Genomic DNA, 24,926 nt, shown 5'->3' with positions numbered 1-24,926 from the left:
CTTCTTCTTGCAAGCAAAAGGGAGTTGTTCTATATATTATAATAAATTGTCAGCAAACCGTGATAACAATGAAGCGGCTTCTTTTTTCAGCATAGGCCGTTTGGAGTGATAATCAAACCTGCCGTCCTTACCTTTCACAACCTCGGGTCCAAATAATTGTTTCCCGATAACGAAACGAACGCCTTCGAGCGCCCAAGCATCGGTATGACCGCTAAGCGAAGGTTTCTGCGGTTCGGCGCCTAAATGATTGAATGCCATACGCCATATAATAGTTGCTGCTTCTTGCCGCGTCAACAGCTGCTGTGGATGAAATTGACTACTTGCTGAGGTTTGTATTAAACCAAACTCATAAGCCGCTTGTATTTCTTGGGCGTAAGCACTGTTAGAAATGTCAGTGAACACCGGCTTATTCTTGGATGGGGCTACCCCGGCCCACCGGATAAACCATCCGATAAACTGTTCTCGCGTAATTGCTTGTTCAGGCTGAAAGCGGTTGTCGTTACTTATTTCATCGATGACCCGCAATTGGCGCATGTGATAGATCGGTGCGGCATAAGGATCGTCGGTACTAACATCCTTATACAGCTGCGGTTTCGGCAATTTTTCGGTCCAGCTATCAGATTTCAAATCATAATAAAATGCCTGCACGTCACCGCTGCTATTCAATTTGAAAGCAGCTTTTGTGCCCTGCTCGTCTTGAAAAAGCAAAGGTTCTATTTCATATAGTACATGCTCTCCAAACGGATCCTTCACGATAAGCTTGCCCTCTTCTGAACGAATACGTGAGGTCCACATCCGATTCCGCAAGTCACTATATGTACCTTCAAAATTGGCCAAGGACTGTTTTGACCGTTCATGAGGTTTGGACGATTTCTCCTTATTCGGATAATAATGATTCATAAATGCTTCTAACAATGGCTTGCGAATTTCAATATCTTTATTTACGGTCACAAAAACACCAACTTTTTCATCAGGAATCAACCACATATTGCTGTGATATCCTGCCATGTCACCTGCTTTCTCAATCATGTAATGCCCATTATAATGCTGCTGATTAGCGTATTCGAAGCCATAAGCCATATTCGGCAGCTTCTCGTGGATAGCAAGCTGCGGTTTTTGCATTTCCGCCACGGATTCATTTCTCAGAATCGTCGCATCTCCCAGCTTGCCGCCACCTAGATGAGCCATCATGAAATTAGCCATGTCGGAACCTGTAGACAGCATTCCTCCGCCCGGAAGCTCGGTTGGAACAGTGGCATACGTAGGAATAGATTCGCCAATCTGGTTATAAGGGACAGCCAATTCTTTCATGTTTCCCGGGGTTAAACGGAAGCTACTATTTTTCATGCCTAGTGGTTTGAAAACATGCTCCTGCACATATGCACCAAATGGCTTCCCTGTCACTTGCTCAATGGCATAACCTTGAATCGTAAATCCTAAGTTGTCATATCTGTAAAACTCACCAGGCTTACGGATCACTGTAGGTGTATTGTCTGATACGTATTGTTTAATAGGTACTTCCCGAGTCAAATCCCTTGTCTCTAACTCTGAACCATCTCCATATTCAAATCCAGTAGAATTCGTCAGTAAATGTTTCATGGTTAGAGGAAAGCCCGTCTGATTTGGAATGCTAATATCCCCCAAGTAAGCCGACATATCTTTGTTCAAATCGATTTTCCCTTGTTCGGCTAGTTGCATCACGGCTGTAGCGGTGATCACTTTAGAAATGGAGGCCATGCGAAAAACCGTACGGTCAGGATCAACCGGCAGCTTCTTCTCTATATCTGCATAGCCGTAACCCTTTTTCAATAACACCTTGTTGCCCTTGACGACTACAAATGCGGCTCCTGCCATACTATCCTTCAATTCCGAACGGTTAAAAAATTCATCAGCAAATTGCTCCACTTCTTTCGGATCTTGCGGACCCATTTCCAAGGGCTTCGCCGATACTTTCGATAGCGGACCCATACCGCCCAGCAAGCCAGTTGCTACGGTGAAGGTGAATGCAATGGCCATTACACGCTTTAAAAATATGTTCATACCGTGCTCTCTCCTTTAATGTCATTTTCATGCATCAACAGAGTAAATGAGTAAACTTAATCCAGGTTCTATGCAATCTTAATGTAATGTGAAATTTGCAAAACTGCATCACTTCTGTATGTATAACATTACGCATGCTTTGCGTTTACTATGAGAATCAATATTAAAAACAAAAAGCCCCTAAACACTTAAAATCATTGTGTCTAAAGACTTTTTAACATGTATGAAGCAAGGGAACCAGTGGATCGTGGAAAGTCGATCTTCCAAAGCGCTTGTACAAAACAAGCCGTATCGCCATGAACAATTCCAACATTTTTAACAGCATCAAAAATATCCTTCTTTAAAACCAATTTTCTATCTTCAGATTGCATACGATCACCCTTTCGTTAAATTCAGCAAGGCCGGCTGTCTCAGCCGCCCCACATCAAGTATATACAAAAAAAGAAGCAGGATTCACCGTTCTATTACTATACCGCTATGCATCTCCAACTATTTGTCTTTCCTCACCAACAAAGCCACAGACAATTCTGTATTCATTTCAAACCTTGTACGTCGTGAAACGGTGCCTTCAGAACAAAACAAACCCAAGCTATGGGGCGAAACAGCCGGGAATAGACAAAGACACGGTTTGAAATAACCGTGTCTTCGGATTTGCATGTTTTTCGTTCACTTTGGCAAATTTTACGGGAAATCAAGCTTTCTTTGAACAGTTGAAATAAGTATCGCATAAACTGGTACACTGCCACGCAAGGCTAGTTACTAGTGCTTTCTTAGAAGTAATTTGGGTTTTAGTTACTTGCAAATCCAAATCAAACTGGTTTTTCATAGGATATCCCCCCTTTGTTCAATAGAATTTCCCTATACGGATAACATTACCATATCATGCCATAATTTGATTTTCAATACTATTTAGACAATATTAGTTTTTTATTTCTAATCACATTGTTCTAACTCTTGATAGAGTAGACCAACCTCTTTCGAGATCGATCATATGTCCTGGAAATAAAGTCTGCATTTTCTAAATTTTTCTGTTATAAATTTTAACTGTAATTGGAGCGATAATCAAAACAAGCAGTATGCCGATAAAGATGGTCATTGATGCACTTGAAGTGAACTGTCCATGGTTTGCTAAATCTTTAAAAGCAGTGACCAAATAAGTAACAGGATTATATTCAGCTACTTTTTGTAAAAAAGTTGGCAAAGTGTTCGTAGGCACGAAGGCATTGGATAAAAACGACATCATCATCGTGACCATTGTCGACACACTGGAGATCGTTGCTGAGGATTTGGATACCAAACCAATTAATGCAAACACCCAACTGATTGCGCATGCCCCAAAAATGGCCAAAAGTGAAGCGACGATTAGCCAACCAATCCCGGCTTCCGGACGCCACCCAAGAATGTAGCCCGTACCAATCGAGAACAAAGCTGCCATAATATATCGCAAAATATCCGATACCACCAAACCGGCTAGGGGAGCAATCCGTACAATGGGCAGTGATTTAAACCGATCAAAAACGCCCGTATCCAAATCTTCTCGTAATTGTGTACCTGTTGCCGATGACGACATTACCAGGGTTTGAATGAGAATTCCCGGCACGATGATTGGCAAATATGCTTGCACACCGCCAGCAATTGCGCCTCCGAACAAATAAGAAAAGACAACCATGAAGAAAATGGGGATCACCGTTACATCAATCAATTTATCGGGATTATGTTTGATTTTCAGGATATTTCTTTTGGCCATTACTAAAATATCAACCAAGGTGCTCTTTAAGTTGTTTTGTTTGCTTACCACGGATTCCATGTTCATTTTCTCCTTTATTATTTCGTTAATTCCAAAAACACTTCATCAAGCGTTGGTTTTCTAACCGAAAATTCTTTGATCTCTATATTTTGCTGAGTAAAACATAAAAGTAATTTCGTCATGACTTTGGTGTCAGCCAGCTTAACGGTTAATTTGGTTCCTTCTGGTGAAATCATGGCTTCTTGAGCGATTTCTGTCTTGATAAGTTGCTTGGTTCTTTCGGTATCCTTCATATGCTCCAGAGTAATTTCAAATTGAGTCTCACTTAAAAGAGACTTCAATTCATTTGGCGTTCCCAGTGAAATGATTTTTCCATGATTGATAATGGCTAGTCGGTCAGCTAGTTGATCCGCTTCCTCCAAATACTGCGTTGTCAGCAAGATCGTTGCCCCGTCGCTTGCTAGGTTGCGAATAACTTCCCACATTTCTCCTCTTGTGCGTGGATCTAAGCCGGTTGTTGGTTCATCGAGAAAAATTAAGGGTGGCTTCACAATTAAACTCACTGATAAATCCAATCGTCTACGCATCCCGCCCGAAAATTCACGAATGGGCCGATCCTTTGCCTCCGTTAGTGAAAACTGATTTAGAAGTTCAAGCGCCCTCGCTTTGGATTGACTCGCCGATAAACCATTCAATTGGCCAAAAAGCTTCAAGTTTTCCATCGCGGTCAATTCCTCGTCAACGGTTGCATATTGCCCCGTTAAGCCAATTAAGCTCCGAACTTTTCGAGCGTCTTTTATGACATCTTTGCCAAAAATCTTTGCACTGCCTCCTGAAACTTTAGTAATCGTTGCAAGCATTCGTAAGAAAGTTGTCTTTCCTGCACCATTCGGACCTAGAATGCCGAAAATCTCTCCCTTTTTTATATCCAAAGAAATTCCATTAACGGCCCGTTTGTTAGGAAACTCTTTAACGAGCTCTTTCGTTGAAACGGCTAGCTCTGTCATCTCTTTTCTCCTCCACTCATTTTATCAGGTACCCTTACGAATAATATAAGGTACCCTTATTAATTTGTCAACATCATTTTGAATTATTTCGGTAACCTGATAAAATAGAGGTGTACTGGGAAAAGATAAGGAGAAATGGTCATGGATGAAAAACAATTGAATACCGATATAACTATGAATTTTATGAAATATAATGATTTACTTACGGTGTTCTTAAAAGAAAGCATGCTTAAAGGCAGCGTGTTTACAGTTCAAAATCGAGGGCAAGGGAAAATATTGAGTATCCTTCATCAAACACCACATATTTCTCAAAAAGAATTAGTCGCTCAATTAGATATGCGCCCGCAATCTGCTTCTGAACTGATTAAAAAGCTGGAAAAGAAGGGATTAATCGAACGGTATAAATCTGAAGAAGATCAACGCGTGATGATGATTACGCTAACAAAAGCCGGTAAAGTGGTATTAAATCAAAACGGAGATTTTCAGCCTGTATTTTTAAATGTTTTAACGATCGAGGAAAAACAACAATTCAATCGAATCCTTGAAAAACTTGTATCAGAAATTGAACCCGAAGTCGCTAAATTTCGAAACAAGCATTAAGGCAGGTAAATCCATGTAATCGAAATCAAACGACCCTTGATTCGAACCTCCGGACATTTTCATCCTTCATTTAATTGGGTGGCAAGCGCTGAAGGCCGCACCTCCGGAGACCGAAGGGCGGCTTGGCAATTTCGCCGGTCAAGGACAGGCGGTACTATAGCAATCAGCTATATGTAATTGAATGTAAGCTCGCGGAGGCGTCACCTGAGCTACTTCCAGCTCTACAGTTCGATTTCCCCTTCGATTTCAAAATACTTAACTTCCATAGGGTTCAGCACTATATCAGCCAATCGAATATCATCTTTTCCCTTACGACTTACTTCTATGTTTGCTGTCATTTTGGCCGAGAGCAAATTCATAACAAAAAGCATATGTTTTTCGCCATTGCTTCTAATCGAAGTCCAGACATTGGGATTGCTGCACCGGATCACGGATTTGTCACATTCAAGTTCCGCAAGTAAGCATCGGAGCATATCAGAATGCTCATGTTTGGCGTGGCTCCATTGGAAGCCTAGCCATATGACTTTTCCACCTCCGACGAAATCGGCCTTCCAACCGATTTCTGTACCGCTGGTCTCTTCAAAAGCAATGCCCTGCGCTTCGGACGGTCTTGATTCATTGACCCACAGAGAGCCGGTCATCAGGATATTGTGTACATCCCCGACAGAGATAACAGGAGAGGTTTTTTCAAACTGCCCGCTTCCACCTGCCATAAGGTAATCACTAAGAATGGTACATGGGTTGAAATTCTCATCCAACTGCGGGATAACTGGTGAAAGAATAAGCTTGCCGCCTCGCTTAACAAATTCCACGAGATTGTTTTGAATCATTTCCGACATACAGGCAGAAGTTGCAACGACCAAAGGTTTGTCCAGCTCCCCCATTACAATCGGATTAGATAAATCCAATAGATTGCATGAATAGGAAGCGCAGAACGCAGTCGTCATCAAACCCTTGCGCAGAAATTTCCATGCATCAGAATTGCTGAAGCCCATGCCTCTCTTGTCGTTCCAGTAATGACTGCTTCTGCTTTGCTCCCAATCAAGTCCGATATGGAAATCAGCCAGATGATCAGAGCCGGCTAACCATGCGTTTTCCTCCAAAAACTTTCCGAATATCATTTGTGATTCGTAAGTAGGCCGGATATCACCTAATGCGCCGATTGAAGCATTGTAGTCATACAAATCTCCGTGATGGGATGCCCCTTCCGGATTCGGTCCGCCGGTAAAGATATAATAATTCGAGCCTTTCATTCCGAGGGCTATGTTGGTCATGTAACAGCACAGTAAATCTTCTTTCGTGATAGGCGGCCAATCAGATAAGCTCCCCCCCGGAAGTTCAAAAATGGTTGGAGGGTAACCCATCAGCCTAAGCATTTCATTCGAATAATAGACATTGATGGCATATTGAGGGGTGGGATTGTTCTGATTCCAGTCCTGGTTTAGATTATAATAATGGTCCGAGCCCAATAAGAAATCCTTGCCCATCAGCTTGACTGCTTCAAGAAAATACGAATTCATATACGGGTTCGCCGAATTATGAACGATCTGGCAGTCTATGCCCGCCTCTCTCATCCATTTGTAAAGAAGATAAATATATTCGGATATCGTTTCGAAGTAAAAATCCTGATAATCCTTTATTCTTCGCGTTTCACTGCTTTTCTTCCCATTCCCGTCCTTCAACGGATAAACCTCACTGAATTGTCCGTAAGAGGTACCATAGGCCAAATTCAGGCTTTCGACATTTGAGTACCTGTTTTTTAGAAAAACGGGATAGCGCCCGCTTTCAGTGCCAAAACCCATCGTGTCCCGATTGTAATCAAATCCGCCATACCACTCATGGATTCCCATCAGTTCATTATCAATTTGTACCATGGCGACCGGGCCTTCTTTGGCAACCATGTACTTTGCAAGAATAGGATTAACCACATCAAACCATTTTTTTACTTTTCCCAAAAACACAGGATGAAGATAGCTAACCGACGAACCGCGGAATATGTTACCGTGAATATCGCGGGCAAGAATTTCCTGATAGTTCTCACACAACCATCCCGGAAGCCCGTCATACTTTAGTTCGGAATATTGATAAGGCCCCGGTCTGCAGACAACCAGCAGATCCAGCTTTTTGCACAGCTGCAGGAAATCCTCCAAATCTCTTTGCGGAATATCTCCAAACCGGATATCCCCTTCTACCGGTTCATGTAAAATCCAGGGAACGTAAGTGGCAACACAATTCCCCCCAGCTTCTTTAAGCAGAATCAATCGTTTTTCCCAGTCCTCCTTCGGGACGCGAAAATAGTGAAATTCTCCAGATACCAGAAATCTTCTTTCTCCGTCCAGCAGATAAGATTTATTATCCCATGCAATCTTACTCATACGTAACCTCCTGCTTCCTCAAGTTCGGGACCTGCTTTGAAGTAATTCGTTATGGTATAACCACCAAAAAAGTCTATCTCGTAACGGTATGGGTGAGCCAAACAAGAGCTATCCCTCTAGCCTTTTTATAGACCTTTTGGGATAGCTCCATCATTTGCAGTCCGACTTCGGACTCTTGTTCACAACCGCTTACTAATCGGGCCGAACCAAAAGCGGTTTATTTCTTCATAGCCAGAAAGGCATCGATCTGTTTTTGCAGCTCGTTTTGGATTTTCTTCAGTGCGGGGCCTGCCTCACCTTCGAATTTCTCCATCGTAGTGGCCGGGTCAACCACACCGTTGAACATGGCGGGATAGTATTTTGCCTCGATCGTGTTATACTGGCTGATGTCATTCTGAATGGGTGAAGTGTCAAATTCGAAACCGGTCAGAATATCCGGCGTGAAGTTGTCCGCATCCCGCAAAATCTTATCCAGCGCTTGGGTAGTAGGGTCGCCGTTAGCCTCGGAACGCTCATCAACCGGGTTCCAAACCCATACATAGCCGAATCCCCAATAATTAGTGGTGTCCAAAAATTTAATTTTGTCTTGCCCAACTTCTTCCCAATGCTTGCCTTTGATGCCATAGGAAAGCAGATCGTAGTTATCCTTCTCGTTCGCCCAGTTCATGAACATAACCGCGCGTTCCTTATTCTTGCTTGCTTTCGGAACGGCAAGGAAGTTCCATTGTTTAAAATTGGTGTAGTTGGCGCCCTTTGTACTATCAAAGAAGGTTACCGTCTCCACTTCCGCGCCCGGAGCATTTTGCTTTAGCGAATTGATGAAGTCATCACCAAGTCCGAAGGAGCCGTTAGGCGTAATGGCCGCTTTGCCGCTCTTGAACAACTGGTGGAAGTCTTTGACCGAAAGAATGTCTTTGTAAATCAACCCGTCTGTATAATATTTACGGGCATCATTCAACCAAGTCAAAACTTGATCTTTATCTTCGAACAAGTTGTACACTTTACCATCATTGTTTTTGTAATAGAGCGTGAGGGAGTTGCCAAGGGCATGTGTCGATCTTATATGGGTTTGATAATCATTCAACGACCGGAAATTAACAAGCGAATACTGCTGTTGGGCCGTGGAACCGGCGGCCGTCATCGGCACCAGCCCTTTTTCTTTCTCCTTGACCGCATAAGCGAACTTGATCATGTCGTCATACGTTTTGATCGGCTCGATCCCCAGCTTCTCGCGGATATCTTTGCGAATCATGTACGAGTTCCCGGACATGTAGCTTACGCCGAGCGGGACAGCCATGATTTTGCCGCCGTATTTGTTGGCGTCCCACATTTGTTGCGGCCGCTTCTCCAGTACGGTCTTCCCGTATTGGGCCAGCAGGTCGTCCAGCGGTTCGTAGTAGCCGTTGGAAATCATTTGGTTGATATGCAGCCAAGGCGCGTCAAAGATCAAGTCGATGTTTTCGCCGGATGCCAGCGTCACCTGTGTTTTTTGTGCAAGATCCGACCACGGTACAAAAACGATGTCTAGCTTGACATTTATCGTATCTTTCATCCGTTTCTCCGCTTCGGCAATGATCAGGTCCATATCGGGCGGACGATCCCCGGGAATCATGATTTTGAGCGTGACTTGCGGCAGCTTGTCAGCTGTCGGCTGCGTCGAAGTCGCCTGTTGGGACGAAGTTGTCGACTCCTGTGATGCTTTCCCGCCGTCACCCGATTTTGCGCATCCTACGAAGGTGGATAATGCCAATACAAATATCATAGAGAGCATAACAAAACGCTTCATACTCTTTCCCCCATCTGATCAAATAATAGTCGGGCAACTACCCTTTCACAGCTCCAATCGTAATGCCTTTGACAAAATATTTTTGAATGAACGGATAAACAAACAAAATCGGGCCGATCGTCACGCATACAATCGCGAGCTGCATTCCTAAGGTAGGCACAACGATGTTGTAATTGGTTCCACTTCCAGCCACGTACGCCTTTGCATTCAGATTGGACATCAACTGGCGAATCATCATTTGCAGCGGATGCAGTTTGTAATTGTCAACGAACAGCAGCGACAACCACCAGTCGTTCCAATAACTAAGCGCGTAAAACAAGCTGACCGTAGCGATAATAGGAGTTGAAATCGGCCAGATAACGCGGAAGAAAATAACCAGATCATTAGCGCCGTCCACCGTAGCCGCTTCATTCATTTCGAAAGGCAGCGTGCGAAAATACGAGACTAGGATGAAAGCATAAAACGGATTCAGCAGGTAAGGCAAAATAAGCGCCCAAATCGAATCCTTCAAACCCAGCCAATTTGCTATAAGCATGTAAAATCCGACCAAGCCGGCTCCGAACAGCATCGTAAAGTAAGTCAGAAACGAAAGAATATTTCGATACTTAACTCTAGGATGAGACAAAGTATAAGCATACGTTGCCGTGGTGAAGACGGCTAATAACGTTCCGACGGTTGTTACGAACAGCGTCACTTTGTAACTGTTAAACAATTGCTTCCCCGAGAACAAATATTCATATGCACTCAGACTGAAGCTACGAGGAAAAAACTGATAGCCTTGCGTCTGGATGCTGGTCTCGGTTGCGAATGAGTTAATAATGACAAGCCAAAACGGAAGAAAGCAAACAAGAGCAAATATCACCAAAACGGTGTACATCATGACAACAAATGCGCGTTCCCGCAATTCAACCACACCTTAGAATAATCTGGAGTCTGTGTCGATTCTCTTGGCAATTGCATTAAAGATAACTACGGTGATTAGTCCCATGACGGATTGATAAAGAACAACCGCCGAAGAAGTGCTAAAGTTGCCCAACTGACGTAAAGCGCGATACGCAAAGGTATCGATGACGTCCGTCGTCGGATAGAGAACTCCGATATCACCCACAATTGCGTAAATCATACCGAAATCACCGTAAAAGATACGGCCAACACCGAGCAACAACATTAACAGGATAATGGGACGGAGCAGCGGCAAAGTAATGTAGATAATCTGCTGAAAACGAGTTGCACCTTCGAGTTTAGCGCTTTCGTAGTATTCCGGGGAGATCCCCGTTATCCCTGCTAGGAAGATGATCGAATTGTAACCCGCGAACTTCCATATATAGATGATCGTCAGAATAGCTGGCCAGACACTTGGAGTCAAATACCACTCGACCCCTTCAAATCCTAATGAATTTAGCGTCTTGTTAATAATCCCTTCCGATGTGCTGAATAAGGCTTGCGTCATCATGCTTATAACAATCCATGAGATGAAGTAAGGCAAAAAAACAAATGATTGCGCAACCCGCTTAAACAACGGACTCATAACCTCGCTTAAAAAGATAGCAAGCATAACCGCGAAGCCAAGCCCGAACACTAGGAACAGCCCGTTCAGGAAGAGCGTATTGTAAGTTACTCGAAGCCAATCGTTTCCGGAGAAAAAGTATCTGAAGTTGTCAAATCCAACCCATTTGCTTCCCCACAACCTGTCCGATAGCCGGAAGTCTTTAAACGCGAGCAGATGCGCGGACATAGGAATATACGCAAACACGATAAGAAACAATGTGCCTGGAAGCGCCAGCAAATACAAGTAGCGATTTTTTGAAAACTCAGCCACCACTCCCCGCCCGAATCTTCGTTGCCATTTCATTGGTTTGTCCCTCCTTTCCTTAAAGGTTGTAATAATGGACCTACGGAATCTCAGTACCCGCAGCCCTCTCTACACGGTCACTGTAACACCGGAACCGGCGAACCGCCTAGTTCTCATAGTCCGAATCCGGTTCTCAAAGGGCGAATTTGCGGGTTCTGATTTTGCCAGTCGGTTCGTAAAAACCCGAAAACCGCCCCCGGACGGAGACGGCTTTCCGATTATGCATTCGCTTCATTTGAACTGAGTCTGTATTGACTTGGGGTCATGCCCATCGCTTTCTTAAACGCCTTGAAGAAGTGGCTTTTCGTCTGGAATCCCGATTGTTGAGAAATATCCGTGATAGGCAGATCCGTGTTCCTCAGCAGCTCCTTCACTTTGTCAATACGCGCGTTCAAGATATAGCTCGATAACGAAACGCCCCGCACCTCGTCAAACAATTGACGCACGTATTTTTTTGACAAGGAGACATGTTCGGCAATCTCATCGACTGAAAGCATCGGATCATGAATATGATAGTGCACGTACTCTACCATCTCCTCAACGACTTTATCTTTCCGGCTGAATCCCTTCTGGCTCGTAAGCAGGTGTATGATCCTCAGAAGCTCTTCTTTCAGCCAATCGCTAACCTCACTTAACGTGGAAAAGTGTTTCAAATGATTTTCAATGCTATCAACGCTCTGGATGGATGTCAGCTTATTGAACGATTTGACGATGGTGAAAAACAGGAGACTCAGCTGGAATTTGCACTCCGAATATTTCATCGTCTGCAGCTGGAGAAACAGTTCCTCCAACGTACTTAGCATTCTCTCCTCATTACCGCTTCGTACCGATTGGATCAAATGCTCGGTCAGGGTGTCATCCAAAAGGGTGCGTTGCGTCTGCAAATAACTCTCGTAATCTTGCGAGGTATAGATTTTGTCGTCACCGCTAATAAATTTAAACATCGTCTGATCGACAATTTCATCGTACACTTTGCGCAGATCGTCGTGCACGTGCCGGGCGTCGCTCGTTCCAGTCTCGCACTTTTCTCCAACTCAGTTGCTCCAAAATAAAATCCGCTCCCAAGGTAAATTGTTGTTGATGTTACCTTGGGAGGGATATTTTACAATAGGTTGTAATTAATCAGCTAAATTTATCTCTCTCCTTTTTCTTACTGGCATCCAAATTTCACTATATACATTTTCCGAAGTACCACTGTGCTTTGTAAAAGAAATCCCAGGTATATCTGATACTTCATAATCTGAAGAAGGCAACCATTCAGAATAAATTTTAGCGGTAGTTTCTTGAAGCGTAACAGGAAATGGTCCTTGATTGGGGAAAATTGCCCATAAACTTTCTTCAATAGAAAGTTGTTCTAAATCATCAAATGTATTTTCTTTTGTAGTTGCAAAACCAATCATATGAGTCAAGTATCCTTTTTCTTCTAAGAAACCATCGTCAAAATCATAAGATACATTCAAGACTTGATGAGGATATAAATCAGCTAATTGATGCATTTCATTTCTTTGTTGTTCGGTAATTGACTGGGCTAGTTCTAAGATAGCATTATTTACACCTTCGAATTGAATGGGTACTCTTTTCGATACACCTACGATATTAAACTTCTCTTTCTTTTCAATTTTGAATTCCATTGATATTCCTCCTCTTATATCTATAAAGAATAAAAATTTGGGAAATGATTTTTGTATTTTGTTTTTAGTTACTTCTGAAGGCAGAAAACCACTCCATTCACGAAAGGCTCTTGAAAATCCTTCTATAGATTGAAAACCATATTTATAGGCAATATCTGTCACTTTTGCTCCGTTAATTAATTCAACATTTGCAACTGATAGTCTCCTTTTCTTGATATACTCATTCAATGACATTCCAGCCATATACGAAAACATTCTTTTAAAATGATAATCAGATAGTCCTACAATTTTTGATATATCTTTTCCAGAGATTTCTTCCGTCAAATGTGTTTCAATGTAGTCCATTAAATTATTGAGTTGTTGTAACACTCATTTCCCTCCTTTACAAATACATTTTATCGGTGTAAATTATTATCCGCTCGATATTTTATATACGGAATTTATCGGAACAACTTATATTAAGGTTTCTCAAGATTGATATTTCAAGATATAGACCAAACTCAGATACATCTGAAATAAAACTCCGTCTATGATACGAAAGGTATTTCTTTTGTACTAATTGTTACTTCCACCCTCCGCTTTACCACTATTTGTGATACGGTTCTCGTAATAGCTTGCTTATGTAGTAACTGTCTAGTACAATCTCGTGTTTAATATGTTTTACCATCACTTGTGGTACGGTTCACCGTAATGTATCTAAACACAAAGTACAGTTTGACCATAAAATATACATCAGCATATAAAGAATAAGCCACTCCGACAATGGAGTGGTTTCTTTGCTTAGGACTTCTCTTTTATGGAATTAGTGTTTCGCTAAATCAAGAGAGAGTAGTATTTCAGACATATTCATTCCAACTCTAATACAGATTCACCACTAATTATTGTACCGTTATTCTTACCTTCACAAATTTCTTTCATCGAGCCTGGTTTATCGAAGTTAAACACATGCATTGGCAGATTGTAGTCTCTTGCCAAAATGAAAGCTGATTGGTCCATTACCTTTAAGTTGTGTTTTATAACGTCGTTGTAATGAAGCGAACGAAATTTCCTTGTAGCGTTATCAAATTTAGGGTCTGCATTAAGAACACCATCAACACCTTGCTTTGCAACTAATAAAGCGTCACAATTAACCTCGATGGCTCTTTGTACTGAAGGATAGTCTGTTGTAACGTAAGGTTGACCGTTCCCCCCTGCAAAAATTACAATATAGCCTTTTTCTAGATGGTGGATTGCTCTTAGACGGATGTATGGTTCTGCAACTGAAGTAATAGGTATTGCCGTCATAACCCGTACTTCCTTTTTGGTCTTGGCTTTAAGAACTCCACGAAGCATTAAACTATTTACTACAGTCGCAAGCGTTCCAATGTTATCAGCTTCTGCCCTTTCTATCCCCCAGCTTTCCGCCATATTACCTCGGAAAATATTACCTCCACCTATAACTAACGATACTTCAACGCCTAAGTTTACTACTGACATAATTTCATCAGCAATATGGTCTAACCTTTCTGGCTCAAAACCAAATTCAGAGTTACCAGCAACTGCTCCACCACTTAGCTTAACGAGAACCCTTTTGTACCTTGACAAATATTCCACCCCCATAAAATAAAAACACTAAAGCAATAAATGCTTTAGTGTCCTAATTGAATGGAAATATGAAGTTACGCAAGTCGATTGAATGAAAGTCTTCCGTTTCCACCTCATACTCCCACCCCTTCCATGTTTTTTCCATCAAGTAATTTTACATTACGTGAATGTAAATTGCAATTACCTCTAACCTACTATATTTTACTTGTTATCGTATCGCTTGAAAGTCGGTCGATGGATGTGCATATGGCATTTCTGAAAACAACAAACACGAAAAAGATGTAACCCCCCACCACCACTTACCACCTCGTCAGACTGCTTAGAATTCATTCTGATGCGTCCTAGCCCCCCCATACCCCCACTCTAAAACAGGGTGTCAGAAGCCAACTCAGTTCCCTCTGCCCCGAAGGAGCATTTCAAAAACTATACTCTTCGAAAAAGAGGAATTTAAAAGGTTATATTTGTGTCATAATCTTACGCTTCTAGTTCTGAAATATTTCATAATTAATTCACCATAATTTGCAACATGAAATCTGCTAGCAAGTTCTATAAGTTATAGAACAATTTACGGTGATCCGTATCATAAATATAATGCATTGTTACACTATTCTGCCCGTTAGCGTAACACGACTGCCGATCCATGATGGCAGTCGTGTCTTTAATTTATTTATTGATCTATCGTGTCCCCGTTAGCTCAATAGTCTTATGTTTTAAATAGAGTCGCTGCTAATAGTTGTGAGGCTTGCCGAACACCTAATGCAGTGACGTCCCGACGGGCTTAGGGAGCTGGATGAGGTCACTCGCTTCTCAGTGTGACCCGAAGCGTCAATATGGTGTTAGTCGAAGGAAGTTCTGGAAGCAGCCATTGCATTTAAGGCCTTCTCAAAATAGCTATATACTTCATCCGCAATTCCCAGAAACTCTTCAACAAGTACATTATTACCATCCAAGTAACAAGCATACAGATAATCAACTAAAGCAGAGTCAATCTCACAATAGTTTAATATGGCATTCTTCATCTTAATAATGTCATCTTGCCATACACCTGTATCTTCTAAAACCAAAGAGTATAATGCACGAATTAATCTCTTAGAGTAACCTTTAATATATCTAGTTTTCATTTTGTTATCACTAGCATTAGAAAGTAAACGATGTCTACGATCTACTTCCTTCTTGGTCTCTGTATTTAAGTCTAAAATGAACTCTGGAGAAATAATTATCGGTGGTACTTTTTCACCAACGTCATCACCATATATGCAAACACAAATTATCTTTACCCAAAAACCCCAATCATTTGGTTTACTTAATACATCGTCAATCGAGCAAATTGTCGTATCAATCTTAGTTAATACTGGATATTCTTTCAAAAGACTGTCATTAATATTTGACAATCTTTCGTAATCAATATCTTTGGGATTTACACATACAATAGTAAAATCTGCATCTGACTTAAAAGGTTTAGCAGTTCCTTTTGGAATCGAGCCACACATATAGATGCTATGAATCTTACCTTTAAATTCGGTAAGTATATTATCTATATACTTATCAACAAAATCCTTATATTCACTTTGAATTACAATTCTATTTATAACTTTTTCTAACATCATATAGACTCCTCCTAAACTATGAACTTCTAACGTCTACCGGACCGAGGGCGAATGCCCGATGCATGAATATGGTGTTATGTAATGCCGTCGACTTCTTGATTAACCACAATTATTCTCTCGCTGTCCTAAACAGAACTGTTGGATCGTTATCGGGTATAACAGAAGCACTTAAAATGACTTCATGACCCTTGGCTTGGAAAAACCGAATAAACTGTGTTCTAATTTCATCGGATGTATACAATTTCATCAATATTCCCCCGTTCCATTCCGAATATTTTTACAACAAAAAAACCGTCCCAAAAATTGGGACGATTTTAATCGCGGTACCACCCAAGTTATTGTCCTCGCGCATAGCGAAACAATCAGCTCTTGTTGACTATAACGAGTCAAACCGGCGGGTATTAACCGCACTCCTGAACCGGCAATATACTAAGTTTCGTGGGATTTCACACCAAAACATCCCTCTCTGAACGAAATGTAGCATATCTTGTTCATTCATCGTTTTCATTCGTATTTTTTCCTAATTTTTTTCATTTTATCCAGTTAGAATTCAGATGTCAATCTTGTATATTAGAAAACTGCATAATACTCGAAAACCCACTCGTAATTAACGTAAACTGCCCGTTAGTTGAGAAAAGGCAGCTGATCTAAGTGATCGCTGCCTTTTCCTTTGCATATTGCACTGTCGTTTCCCGTTAGCTTAGTCGTTCATTCATTTGCTTAAGGTGATGGATATCGTGGTCAATGAATATCTTCAAGTATTTATCAACTGTAAATTGACGTTTCCCAGAACCAATTGTGAACTTAGCATTACTGTCGATTCCAGATATCGCTTCAATTAATAGTCTTCTATTCAGGACAAACTCATCTATTAAAGAACCTGCTGTTTTAAAAACACTTATGTATTCGATGGCTTCTCTATTATGTAAGTCATGATTAGGGAAAGCGTTCAAGTTTGCACCCTCTTTCATATATGGGACATGATTCCCTAAAATGAACTTATCCCAATAATATAGATGTCCTATGATTTCCTTGACTGACCACTTACCTTCACTTATTGGCTCAAGAAGGCGTTGTTCATCGAATTCTTTATACTTCAGTATTTCTTCTGCTGTCTGATCATAATTCAAAGCTGCTTTATTATTCATTTTTAACCTCCATTTCTAATATGGGAATAAGTTGATTTTATCCATTAATAGCGCATATGTAAAGAACGTTTGTTCTGACTTTTGTGCCTTGGATTAAACTATCCTGCCCGTAACTTTAAGAAAGGACCTTGTGCGTACAACAAATTCTTAAATAACTTGGTACGGAGCAAACGAGGGTAAACTCTGCCGCAACATTAAAATGTAAATCATTCGGCACTGGGTGGGGTCTAATTAGAAGCCTATACATGCCCTGTAGAGGACAATAAAAAAAGCCGCCTAATAAGAGCGGCTTTCCATGCCTAATCAAAGGACCCGAGATTCCTAAATGACCGGAATTGTAGAGCTTCTAGGTGGACTTTTCATAATCTCATTTGATATTAGCAATCACCTGAAGAACCGTTTTTACTTTTGCTGGATCACGTGAATAATTCGTCATTTCAAGATAAGCATTTAGCTCTTTAATTTAGCTGCAAAATGATATGATTTTCAACTCCATTAAAATAGCCCAGTCCTCGTAAGGAACATGGGCCAGATCGCTTAGATCAATTATAATATATGTCAATATTAACGGTAAATTTACCCAAATTCTAACCTGGTGTGTCCTGTATATTTTTGTCGGATTATCACCATTTACTGACTTTTGATTAGGTTTTTCACATCAAACTCAGTATTTTTCTGCTGTTATAGTCTGCAAAAACAACCTGTTACAGTCTAAAAACCTTTATTACACAAGGGATTGAACGACTGTATTAATTCTTCACTAATAATGCTACATTTTCAATATGTGTCGTATGCGGGAACATATCCACCGGCGTCACTTCCACCGTACGATAACCGCCATCCTCCAGCACACGTAAATCCCTTGCCAACGTGGAAGGATTGCAGCTTACATACACTACCCGCTCCGGTTTCATCTCCAGGATTGTCTCCAGCAGCTTCGGATCGCAGCCTTTGCGCGGCGGGTCGACGACGATGACGTCCGCTTCGATCCCCTGCTCTTTCCAGGCCGGGATGACTTCCTCGGAGGCGCCGACCTCAAAGGTCACATTGGTCAACCCGTTCAGTTCCGCATTGCGGCGCGCATCTTCGATGGCTTCCGGCACGATTTCGACGCCGTATACTTTGCCGGCATGCTGCGCCAGAAATAAAGAAATCGTACCGATGCCGCAGTAGGCATCGATGACCGTTTCGTTTCCGGTCAAACGGGCATATTCTACTGTCTTGCCATACAATACTTCAGTTTGCACCGGGTTCACTTGGTAAAATGAACGCGCCGAGATAGCGAATTTCACGTCGCCGATGTAATCATAAATGACATCGCTGCCCCATAGAACGCGGGTCAGGTCGCCGAAGATGACGTTGGTCTGCTTCGTGTTTACGTTCTGGCAGATGCTAACAACGGACGGCAGCTGCGCCCTAATCTCCTTGATCCACTCGTCTGCATGCGGGATTTTATCGCCGTTGGTGACAAGGACGAGCATCATCTCACCGGTGCGGAAAGCGACTTTGACGACAACGTGGCGCAGCAGTCCTTGGCCGCTTTCCTCGTCATAGGCGGTGATGCCGAGCCTGCGCCCGATCGCCTTCACGCGGGCAACGACCTCGTCGTTGCGCTCATGCTGGATGAGGCAGGTTTCCATGTCGATGATGCGGTGGCTGCCGCGGGCATAAAACCCGCCGACGAGCCCCCCATCGGTCACGCCCATCGGCAACTGCGCCTTGTTGCGGTAACGCCAGGGTTCATTCATGCCCAGCGTGGCATGAACCTGAATGCCTTGGCTGTCCGCAGCATGGGCCGGCTCCGATGCTCCATTCAGCGCTTCCGAGCGCCCTGCCTCAGCCGCACTGCCAGACTCCGCCTCTACATGAGCCGTGAGCGTAACATCCCGCTCCTGCTCTTTGGCGGAAGCCTGTCCATCGACGGCCCCCCGCTCATCCGCTCCAACCTGACCGCCTTCCGATACGCGACGCACCGGCGGTTCTCCGCTCACCTGCAGCTTCCCGATGCGCGTCAGGTTGTCCACGACAAGCTGCCTTTTCCAAACCAACTGCGCACCATAATCCATATGCTGCAGCTGGCAGCCGCCGCACCCGGCGTAAATCGGACAGGGGGCGGCTATGCGGTCCGGGCTGGATTCGACCATCTCCAGCAGCTTGGCGTAACCGTACTGCTTTTTGGTCTTCAACACCTTCACGCGGACCTTCTCGCCGGGCAAGGCGCCAGCGACAAACAGGGTGTAGCCTTCGGCACGGCCTACCCCCTCTCCGTCATGATTCATGCCGATGATGTCGATCACGACCTCATCGTTTTTGGATACCGGCAGCCCGGTGATGGGCGCAGGCGTGCTGCGGCGGCCGGAATTACGGCGGCTTTGTCGCTTGTTCATGCTGCTCATGTCACTTCTTTCTTCATCATATTTCGGGAGGTCCGCGAATGAATACTTTTCTTATTCACTTCGCCGGAATCCCCTTTTCGTGCGATATACTCGTGCGTTATATATTAAGCCTCCAACTTTGCGACAGTTTGTTTTTCCTGTCACAATTGGAGTCGCTCGTTGTGTCGCTTAAAGGCCGGAACGCCTTTTTAACAATTTGAAACTCCCATAGTAACGCCCGAGCCTATGCTTCGGACACATTAAAAAAACACCTTCTCAACTGTAACTTCCACTGTAACGCCAGAATCCTGTTCCTCGAACAACTCTGTAATGTTATGCGAAAATGTGCTTTTGCGTTTTGAGACAAAACCCATAACATTTTCATCGTTGGTGGTGACCGTGAGGTCATGTGGGCTTCTAACGAAACTCACAATCGTTATTTGTGCAAATTGGGGCTTCTAAAATCTCTAACGAAACTGTGTATCGCTATTCAGCAAATTTGGAGGCAATCCGGCCGTTTTTCACCCAAATAACGATATCGTGTTTCGTTAGATTTCATTTGCCATCATTTTAGCCACAATAACGTTTCTCTGTTTCGTTAGCGCATTTAGGCGTGTACTCATGTTCATTCCATCGTCGGGGCACATCATTTTAGCCACAATAGCGCTTCTCTGTTTCGTTAGCGCATTTAGGCGTGTGCTCTTGTTCATTCCATCGTCCGGACGCATCATTTTAGCCGCAATAGCGCTTCTCTGTTTCGTTAGCGATACTTAGGCGCACTTTGTTTACCCTTTATTACATCGCTTGGACGCAACATTTGCCACATCCCTCATCTGCGTCCATCCTATTATACCAGACATCGCCCCAACGCAAAAAAAGATCAAGATGTCCCGCTCCCGCCCCGACTTCGCGCTAAAACAGCGGGCGGACATCTTAACCTCCATGAACGACTGGTATGTATCGGTCAACGGCCGCTAGGGCCGTTTTTACTTTCAAAGCGAAGCCAACTGCTTCCGCAATGAACACCGGGGGAACTTATAAACTTTGACGCTATCTTCAAGTATCTGATGTGGAGCGTTCGTCGCAAAATCCGAAGAACTTTTGTTGCAACTCCTAAAAAACCTTCCGTATAAAGTATCTTCACCGTAAACTGCCTTCACGCCCTGCCGAATGTTTATTAGTTCATCATGCTATGCGAAAATTTTCAAATGCTGATGCAGCACGGAAAAATGGCCTGGAAGCGTTCCGCCCAGCTCGCCGTCAAGGTTGAGCAGCACCTTGCCCGGGGAAGTGACTTCCATCGCACGGGTCCGGAAATAAATCACCCGCTTGTCGTTAAAATGCTCGCCGCGCAGCGCGAGAGTAACCACCCGCACGAATTCCGCCAGGTTGCATTTCTTGAGGGCAATCACGTCGAGCAGACCGTCATCGATCCGCGCTCCCGGCGCCAGCTTTTCGAAGCCGCCGACCGAATTCGTATTGGTGATCAGGAAAATCATGAATTCATCATGAATGATATCCTGCCCCTCCGCGTTAATGATCAATTCCTGCGGCGACAGGCTGACCATCTTTTCAATGCCCTTAATGTAATAAGCGAGCTGCCCGATCATCGTCTTGAGGCGGCTTGGTACATCGTAAGTCAGCTCCGTTAATGTCCCTCCGCCCGCAATATTGATAAAATAACGGTCATTCGCTTTTCCCACGTCAATAGGACGGGTCTGCTGCCGGATTACCAGATCGCAGTAGTCCTCCCAATTCCTCGGAATGCCGAGTCCGCGCGCAAAATCATTGGTGGTTCCTAACGGGAACACGCCCAGCGGCGGCACATTTTCTTTGCCGGCCATCCCGTTGATTACCTCGTACAGCGTACCGTCGCCGCCTGCGGCGATAATCATGTCGTACCCGCGTTCCACGGCCGCTGCCGCCTCGGCGGTTGCATCGCCTTCGCCCATCGTCGCATGGCAGGAGGTTTCGATTCCGCCCTGGTCAAGCCTCTGAAGGATGTCCGGCAGACGCCGTCTCATCTCCTCCCGGCCTGAGGTGGGATTATAAATTAATCTTGCTCTTTTCATTACCCAACGCCACCTATTTTAGGATTTGCACACTGATGATTGCCATATTCCGGGTACGTGCTGGCTGAAACCATTAAGACAATCCCCAGCCGCGTTCCCGAAAAGCCATTAACATCTCTACAAGAAATATAGCTCATTTTCCAACTTTTAACCAGCTTTGAACCTGCTGATCGATCCACAAGGGTAAAAGCGGATGCGGCAGCAGCGGCATACCCGAATACAGGTAATTTAATCCTTCCAGCCGTTTCGGGATCACTTCGCGGGTAAAATACCCCGCACTCAAAAAGAGCGGAGCTGCAATAACCTGCATCCCGCGTTCCTTTTGCCAGTATTCCACTTTGGCGCGCACATTGTCCGGCCGCAGCAACGCATAATCGCAGGCGGCCAAGCCGCCAAGTCTGCTTACCTTTTCCGCTAACTGCGACAATCCCTGCTCCCAGCGCTGCCGGAAGCTGTCATAGCTGCTGCCGTGCCCGATCAGGACAAGCGCTTCCTGCGCCGGTTTCCGGGAAACGGATTTTATTTTATCCCAGATCATTTCGGCTACGTAAGGCCCCTGCTCGATCGGAGAACCGTAATAAATTCGCGCGTTAACGCGAAACGGCGACAGGTCGCTGTCAAAGGAAGGCGCGTCTATGACGCCAAGCGCATATGCGATTTCATTCACATGAGTGCTCCCCGAGGAAACGAACAACGGAATAACCAGGATGTCCGTGACCCCCTGGCTTTCAAGCTGATCGATGCCATCCTGAATCAGCCGCCCTTCAACAATCTCCAAGAACGAAGCCGCCACAGGGATATCCCCCCGCAGCGGCAGCTGATGAATGGCGTCATCGACCAGATTGACCCAAGCCTGTTCCCTTGAGCCATGACTGATTACCAATACGCCCCGTTTGCTCATTTCTTATCGTCCCAGACGTTCCAACGTCATTTTATAACCCTCATTGCCATAATTCAAACAACGCTTCACACGGGAAATGGTTGCAGTGCTCGCGCCTGTCTCCGCTTCGATCTGATTATACGTGCAGCCCTTGCCGAGCATGCGCGCAACTTCCAGACGCTGCGATAGAGACTGGATTTCATTCACGGTGCACAGATCATCGAAGAACACGTAACATTCTTCAACACTGTTAAGCGTTAAAACCGCTTCGAATAATTGGTCTATACTTTTATCATTAAGTTTCTTCAGTTGCACTGAATCATCATCCCCTACTATTACTATGTATATTCATTGTACCCGAGCGGGTATGCACTTTTCAAGCGTTAACGAATTCACGCACTACAGAGCTGCAGGCCAAGAGCATCCCGAAAATCCTGGTTTGATTTCAGGCGCGAAACCACTCGCCCTCCCCTCTCTGAACAGACTCTGCAGAAACCGGAACAACGAGACTCAATCTGTCGAATATGCCAAATACGCACTTCCTCCCCATCGAAACTAATTGGGGGCATGGCGCCGGCATTGGTCAACATGAAGCGGATTCCGATATCGGAGGCCAATTCTGACACTTGAAAAGCCCTTGATTTGAAAACGCTTTAATTATACCCCAACACATCATTAATGTACAGATTTACAGCATTAAATTTTATTACGGGCAATCAAAAAAACAGTGAATCAGATTTGCACGAAAAATGCCCGTCATTACGCTACTTTCAGCAAATCGAATGGTCTATTATTTTTTGGATAAAGCCTGATAAAACAAATGAATGCAAGAACCTCTCCTCTCCCGGGCCCATATCCTGATAAGTAACATCCTCTGTGCATCCACCCTCATATGGGTATTCGCCCGATTCCGCTCCTATCCCTGTCTACCGGGTATTCGCCTATACCTTATGTTCGCCTATGACATACAGTATATTAAACCATTCCAAAAAGGAAAGTGATATCCCATGCCTCAGCATTACTACCACCGCAAGTCTCACCATGATCGGCGCTCGCTGGATGGCGGTCCTTTTTCCCCATATCCATCTTATTCCCCCTATCCGGGTATCCCTTATGACATCCCCGGGCCCGGCACAGAACTTGTTCCTTTTCAGGGAGGCGCTGATGCTTTGGCTGGAGCCGAAGCCTTGACGGGAGCGGCCGAAGTTACCGCAGCAGCAGCCGCACCGGCTGCAGCAGCCGCAAAAACGGGATTCTCTCTCGCCAATATCGGTGAACTCAAGGGCCTGATCGAGCGAATGGGCGGCATCGACGGTATCGTCAATTCCATCGGCAAGGTGCAGAAAGTCATGACCGGCGTACAGCAGGTTGCGCCAATGTTCAAGCTTTTTTTCGGCAAGGGCAAAACCAACAGCGCTGATGATGATATGGATGAGTACCGCCCGCGGCGCAGAAGAAGATCCTCCCGTAAAAAATCCTCTTCCCGTAAACGCAAAAGCTCCGCTTCCCGGTCCGGCAAATCCAAAAAATCATCCGGCAAAAAGCGGCGTTAGGCCATGCACATATGAAACGCCCCATGCGTTTCCCGAAAAAATTATTCTTACCGATAACTTAACTGAGAAGGGGGGGCAATCATGCCCCTCTTTCAACTGCTCACATTTCCCGCCAAAATTGTTCCGGATTGCCGATATTCACATTTTCATATTCGCATACGATCTCTTTGAGCCCCACCGGAGCATCAAAATCAAAAGCATGCCATGGTTATAATCACGCCCCTCCATTGGACTGATGAAATAGGCAATGTCATCCGGATAACTTTCTTTGAACGTGATTGCCCGCTGCTTTCCCACCTCATAATGGCTTCCTTCCGTCACATGGATGTCAAAAATCATTGGTTCTTTCTCAGCATGCGCCTTCATACAACCCAACCTTTCCGATAATCTCTGGCTTTTTTAAGGCTCAAAACTCAAATTAGTTCTTTATACGATGCGAGTTGACCGCTGCGGCTCCGGATCGTTCTTCCGATCGCTATTGTCTCCAAATTTCTATGGTTATATTTCCCAAAAAGGTAGAAATTCGGAGACAAAGGCGAACGCTGCCGCTTCTTCAGATCGATTCCGTCCCCTCCGCTACCTTTGCTTCTTGTAAAGTACTAATCATTATGTTGAACCTTTTTTAACTTCCTGCCGCAAGCTTATCATTTTAAAAAAATTAGGTCTAAT

At 44.1% G+C, this 24,926-nt stretch carries 21 protein-coding genes; 2 read left to right on the top strand and 19 right to left on the bottom strand.

The window, feature by feature from the left end; all coding sequences use genetic code 11:
- Positions 1–36 precede the first annotated feature (36 nt).
- The 4 genes from L6442_RS04605 to L6442_RS04590 all read right to left on the bottom strand — a co-directional run bounded on the left by L6442_RS04605 (position 37) and on the right by L6442_RS04590 (position 4,794).
- Positions 37–2,040 carry a serine hydrolase domain-containing protein gene (locus L6442_RS04605; RefSeq protein WP_212980319.1) on the bottom strand — a complete coding sequence of 668 codons (2,004 nt, stop codon included), beginning with the start codon at positions 2,038–2,040 and terminating at the stop codon, positions 37–39.
- Positions 2,041–2,243: 203 nt separating this feature from the next.
- Positions 2,244–2,411, bottom strand: coding sequence for a hypothetical protein (locus tag L6442_RS04600; RefSeq protein WP_212980320.1), 168 nt, complete (start codon positions 2,409–2,411; stop codon positions 2,244–2,246).
- 647 nt (positions 2,412–3,058) lie between these two features.
- Positions 3,059–3,847, bottom strand: a complete 789-nt coding sequence (locus L6442_RS04595) for an ABC transporter permease (protein ID WP_212980321.1) — start codon at positions 3,845–3,847, stop codon at positions 3,059–3,061.
- Positions 3,848–3,864: 17 nt separating this feature from the next.
- Positions 3,865–4,794 (bottom strand): ATP-binding cassette domain-containing protein, encoded by a 930-nt coding sequence (locus L6442_RS04590; RefSeq protein ID WP_212980322.1) that lies wholly within the window; start codon positions 4,792–4,794, stop codon positions 3,865–3,867.
- Between the two features lie 141 nt (positions 4,795–4,935).
- Between L6442_RS04590 and L6442_RS04585 the strand changes: the two genes are divergently transcribed.
- Positions 4,936–5,394 carry a MarR family winged helix-turn-helix transcriptional regulator gene (locus tag L6442_RS04585; protein WP_212980323.1) on the top strand — a complete coding sequence of 153 codons (459 nt, stop codon included), beginning with the start codon at positions 4,936–4,938 and terminating at the stop codon, positions 5,392–5,394.
- Positions 5,395–5,615: 221 nt separating this feature from the next.
- Here L6442_RS04585 and L6442_RS04580 read toward each other — a convergent pair whose 3' ends face one another.
- From L6442_RS04580 to L6442_RS04520, 14 genes are all read right to left on the bottom strand, one after another.
- Positions 5,616–7,769 carry a beta-galactosidase gene (locus L6442_RS04580; protein ID WP_212980324.1) on the bottom strand — a complete coding sequence of 718 codons (2,154 nt, stop codon included), beginning with the start codon at positions 7,767–7,769 and terminating at the stop codon, positions 5,616–5,618.
- 217 nt (positions 7,770–7,986) lie between these two features.
- Positions 7,987–9,555 carry an extracellular solute-binding protein gene (locus L6442_RS04575; RefSeq protein WP_212980325.1) on the bottom strand — a complete coding sequence of 523 codons (1,569 nt, stop codon included), beginning with the start codon at positions 9,553–9,555 and terminating at the stop codon, positions 7,987–7,989.
- A gap of 37 nt (positions 9,556–9,592) precedes the next feature.
- Positions 9,593–10,468 (bottom strand): carbohydrate ABC transporter permease, encoded by an 876-nt coding sequence (locus L6442_RS04570; RefSeq protein ID WP_237100210.1) that lies wholly within the window; start codon positions 10,466–10,468, stop codon positions 9,593–9,595.
- 3 nt (positions 10,469–10,471) lie between these two features.
- Positions 10,472–11,407 (bottom strand): ABC transporter permease, encoded by a 936-nt coding sequence (locus tag L6442_RS04565; protein WP_212980327.1) that lies wholly within the window; start codon positions 11,405–11,407, stop codon positions 10,472–10,474.
- A 218-nt stretch (positions 11,408–11,625) separates the two neighbouring features.
- Positions 11,626–12,399, bottom strand: a complete 774-nt coding sequence (locus L6442_RS04560; RefSeq protein ID WP_237100209.1) for a helix-turn-helix transcriptional regulator — start codon at positions 12,397–12,399, stop codon at positions 11,626–11,628.
- A gap of 126 nt (positions 12,400–12,525) precedes the next feature.
- Positions 12,526–13,407, bottom strand: coding sequence for an AraC family transcriptional regulator (locus L6442_RS04555; protein ID WP_212980328.1), 882 nt, complete (start codon positions 13,405–13,407; stop codon positions 12,526–12,528).
- Positions 13,408–13,884: 477 nt separating this feature from the next.
- On the bottom strand, positions 13,885–14,637 hold the full coding sequence (gene pyrH, locus L6442_RS04550) for a UMP kinase (RefSeq protein ID WP_420538878.1): 753 nt from the start codon (positions 14,635–14,637) through the stop codon (positions 13,885–13,887).
- A gap of 821 nt (positions 14,638–15,458) precedes the next feature.
- Positions 15,459–16,229 (bottom strand): nucleotidyltransferase domain-containing protein, encoded by a 771-nt coding sequence (locus L6442_RS04545; protein ID WP_212980330.1) that lies wholly within the window; start codon positions 16,227–16,229, stop codon positions 15,459–15,461.
- A 109-nt stretch (positions 16,230–16,338) separates the two neighbouring features.
- Positions 16,339–16,476 (bottom strand): alanine--tRNA ligase-related protein, encoded by a 138-nt coding sequence (locus tag L6442_RS33030; RefSeq protein WP_212980331.1) that lies wholly within the window; start codon positions 16,474–16,476, stop codon positions 16,339–16,341.
- A gap of 448 nt (positions 16,477–16,924) precedes the next feature.
- The gene (locus L6442_RS04540; RefSeq protein ID WP_212980332.1) at positions 16,925–17,377 is read right to left on the bottom strand and encodes a DinB family protein; all 453 of its coding nucleotides are present in this window, start codon (positions 17,375–17,377) and stop codon (positions 16,925–16,927) included.
- A gap of 749 nt (positions 17,378–18,126) precedes the next feature.
- A complete protein-coding gene (gene rlmD / locus L6442_RS04535) occupies positions 18,127–19,764 on the bottom strand; it encodes a 23S rRNA (uracil(1939)-C(5))-methyltransferase RlmD (protein WP_212980333.1) in 1,638 nt (545 codons plus the stop codon).
- A 1,178-nt stretch (positions 19,765–20,942) separates the two neighbouring features.
- The gene (locus L6442_RS04530; RefSeq protein ID WP_212980334.1) at positions 20,943–21,824 is read right to left on the bottom strand and encodes a diacylglycerol kinase; all 882 of its coding nucleotides are present in this window, start codon (positions 21,822–21,824) and stop codon (positions 20,943–20,945) included.
- A gap of 133 nt (positions 21,825–21,957) precedes the next feature.
- A complete protein-coding gene (locus L6442_RS04525) occupies positions 21,958–22,725 on the bottom strand; it encodes a sirohydrochlorin chelatase (protein WP_212980335.1) in 768 nt (255 codons plus the stop codon).
- Between the two features lie 3 nt (positions 22,726–22,728).
- Entirely contained in the window at positions 22,729–23,019 is a 291-nt protein-coding gene (locus L6442_RS04520) for a YerC/YecD family TrpR-related protein (protein ID WP_194234128.1), read from the bottom strand.
- Between the two features lie 692 nt (positions 23,020–23,711).
- Between L6442_RS04520 and L6442_RS04515 the strand changes: the two genes are divergently transcribed.
- On the top strand, positions 23,712–24,257 hold the full coding sequence (locus L6442_RS04515) for a hypothetical protein (protein WP_212980336.1): 546 nt from the start codon (positions 23,712–23,714) through the stop codon (positions 24,255–24,257).
- Positions 24,258–24,395: 138 nt separating this feature from the next.
- On the opposite strand, the gene L6442_RS04510 is transcribed toward L6442_RS04515, so the two are convergent.
- Positions 24,396–24,623, bottom strand: coding sequence for a hypothetical protein (locus L6442_RS04510; RefSeq protein ID WP_237100208.1), 228 nt, complete (start codon positions 24,621–24,623; stop codon positions 24,396–24,398).
- Positions 24,624–24,926: the final 303 nt, after the last annotated feature.

Source organism: Paenibacillus azoreducens (assembly GCF_021654775.1).
GTDB lineage: Bacteria > Bacillota > Bacilli > Paenibacillales > Paenibacillaceae > Paenibacillus_AQ > Paenibacillus_AQ azoreducens.
The sequence above is the reverse complement of the archived record's forward strand: the minus strand, read 5'-3'. Positions and strand labels throughout refer to the sequence as shown.

Coding starts and splice junctions, on each gene's coding strand:
- L6442_RS04545 (WP_212980330.1), bottom strand. CDS start 16,229: ATGATGTTAGAAAAAGTTATAAATAGAATTGTAATTCAAAGTGAATAT.
- L6442_RS04600 (WP_212980320.1), bottom strand. CDS start 2,411: ATGCAATCTGAAGATAGAAAATTGGTTTTAAAGAAGGATATTTTTGAT.
- L6442_RS04565 (WP_212980327.1), bottom strand. CDS start 11,407: ATGAAATGGCAACGAAGATTCGGGCGGGGAGTGGTGGCTGAGTTTTCA.
- pyrH (WP_420538878.1), bottom strand. CDS start 14,637: ATGGGGGTGGAATATTTGTCAAGGTACAAAAGGGTTCTCGTTAAGCTA.
- L6442_RS33030 (WP_212980331.1), bottom strand. CDS start 16,476: ATGAAATTGTATACATCCGATGAAATTAGAACACAGTTTATTCGGTTT.
- L6442_RS04530 (WP_212980334.1), bottom strand. CDS start 21,824: ATGAAAAGAGCAAGATTAATTTATAATCCCACCTCAGGCCGGGAGGAG.
- L6442_RS04580 (WP_212980324.1), bottom strand. CDS start 7,769: ATGAGTAAGATTGCATGGGATAATAAATCTTATCTGCTGGACGGAGAA.
- L6442_RS04515 (WP_212980336.1), top strand. CDS start 23,712: ATGCCTCAGCATTACTACCACCGCAAGTCTCACCATGATCGGCGCTCG.
- L6442_RS04540 (WP_212980332.1), bottom strand. CDS start 17,377: ATGAATAATAAAGCAGCTTTGAATTATGATCAGACAGCAGAAGAAATA.
- L6442_RS04585 (WP_212980323.1), top strand. CDS start 4,936: ATGGATGAAAAACAATTGAATACCGATATAACTATGAATTTTATGAAA.
- L6442_RS04525 (WP_212980335.1), bottom strand. CDS start 22,725: ATGAGCAAACGGGGCGTATTGGTAATCAGTCATGGCTCAAGGGAACAG.
- L6442_RS04575 (WP_212980325.1), bottom strand. CDS start 9,555: ATGAAGCGTTTTGTTATGCTCTCTATGATATTTGTATTGGCATTATCC.
- L6442_RS04590 (WP_212980322.1), bottom strand. CDS start 4,794: ATGACAGAGCTAGCCGTTTCAACGAAAGAGCTCGTTAAAGAGTTTCCT.
- L6442_RS04605 (WP_212980319.1), bottom strand. CDS start 2,040: ATGAACATATTTTTAAAGCGTGTAATGGCCATTGCATTCACCTTCACC.
- L6442_RS04595 (WP_212980321.1), bottom strand. CDS start 3,847: ATGGAATCCGTGGTAAGCAAACAAAACAACTTAAAGAGCACCTTGGTT.
- rlmD (WP_212980333.1), bottom strand. CDS start 19,764: ATGAACAAGCGACAAAGCCGCCGTAATTCCGGCCGCCGCAGCACGCCT.
- L6442_RS04510 (WP_237100208.1), bottom strand. CDS start 24,623: ATGAAGGCGCATGCTGAGAAAGAACCAATGATTTTTGACATCCATGTG.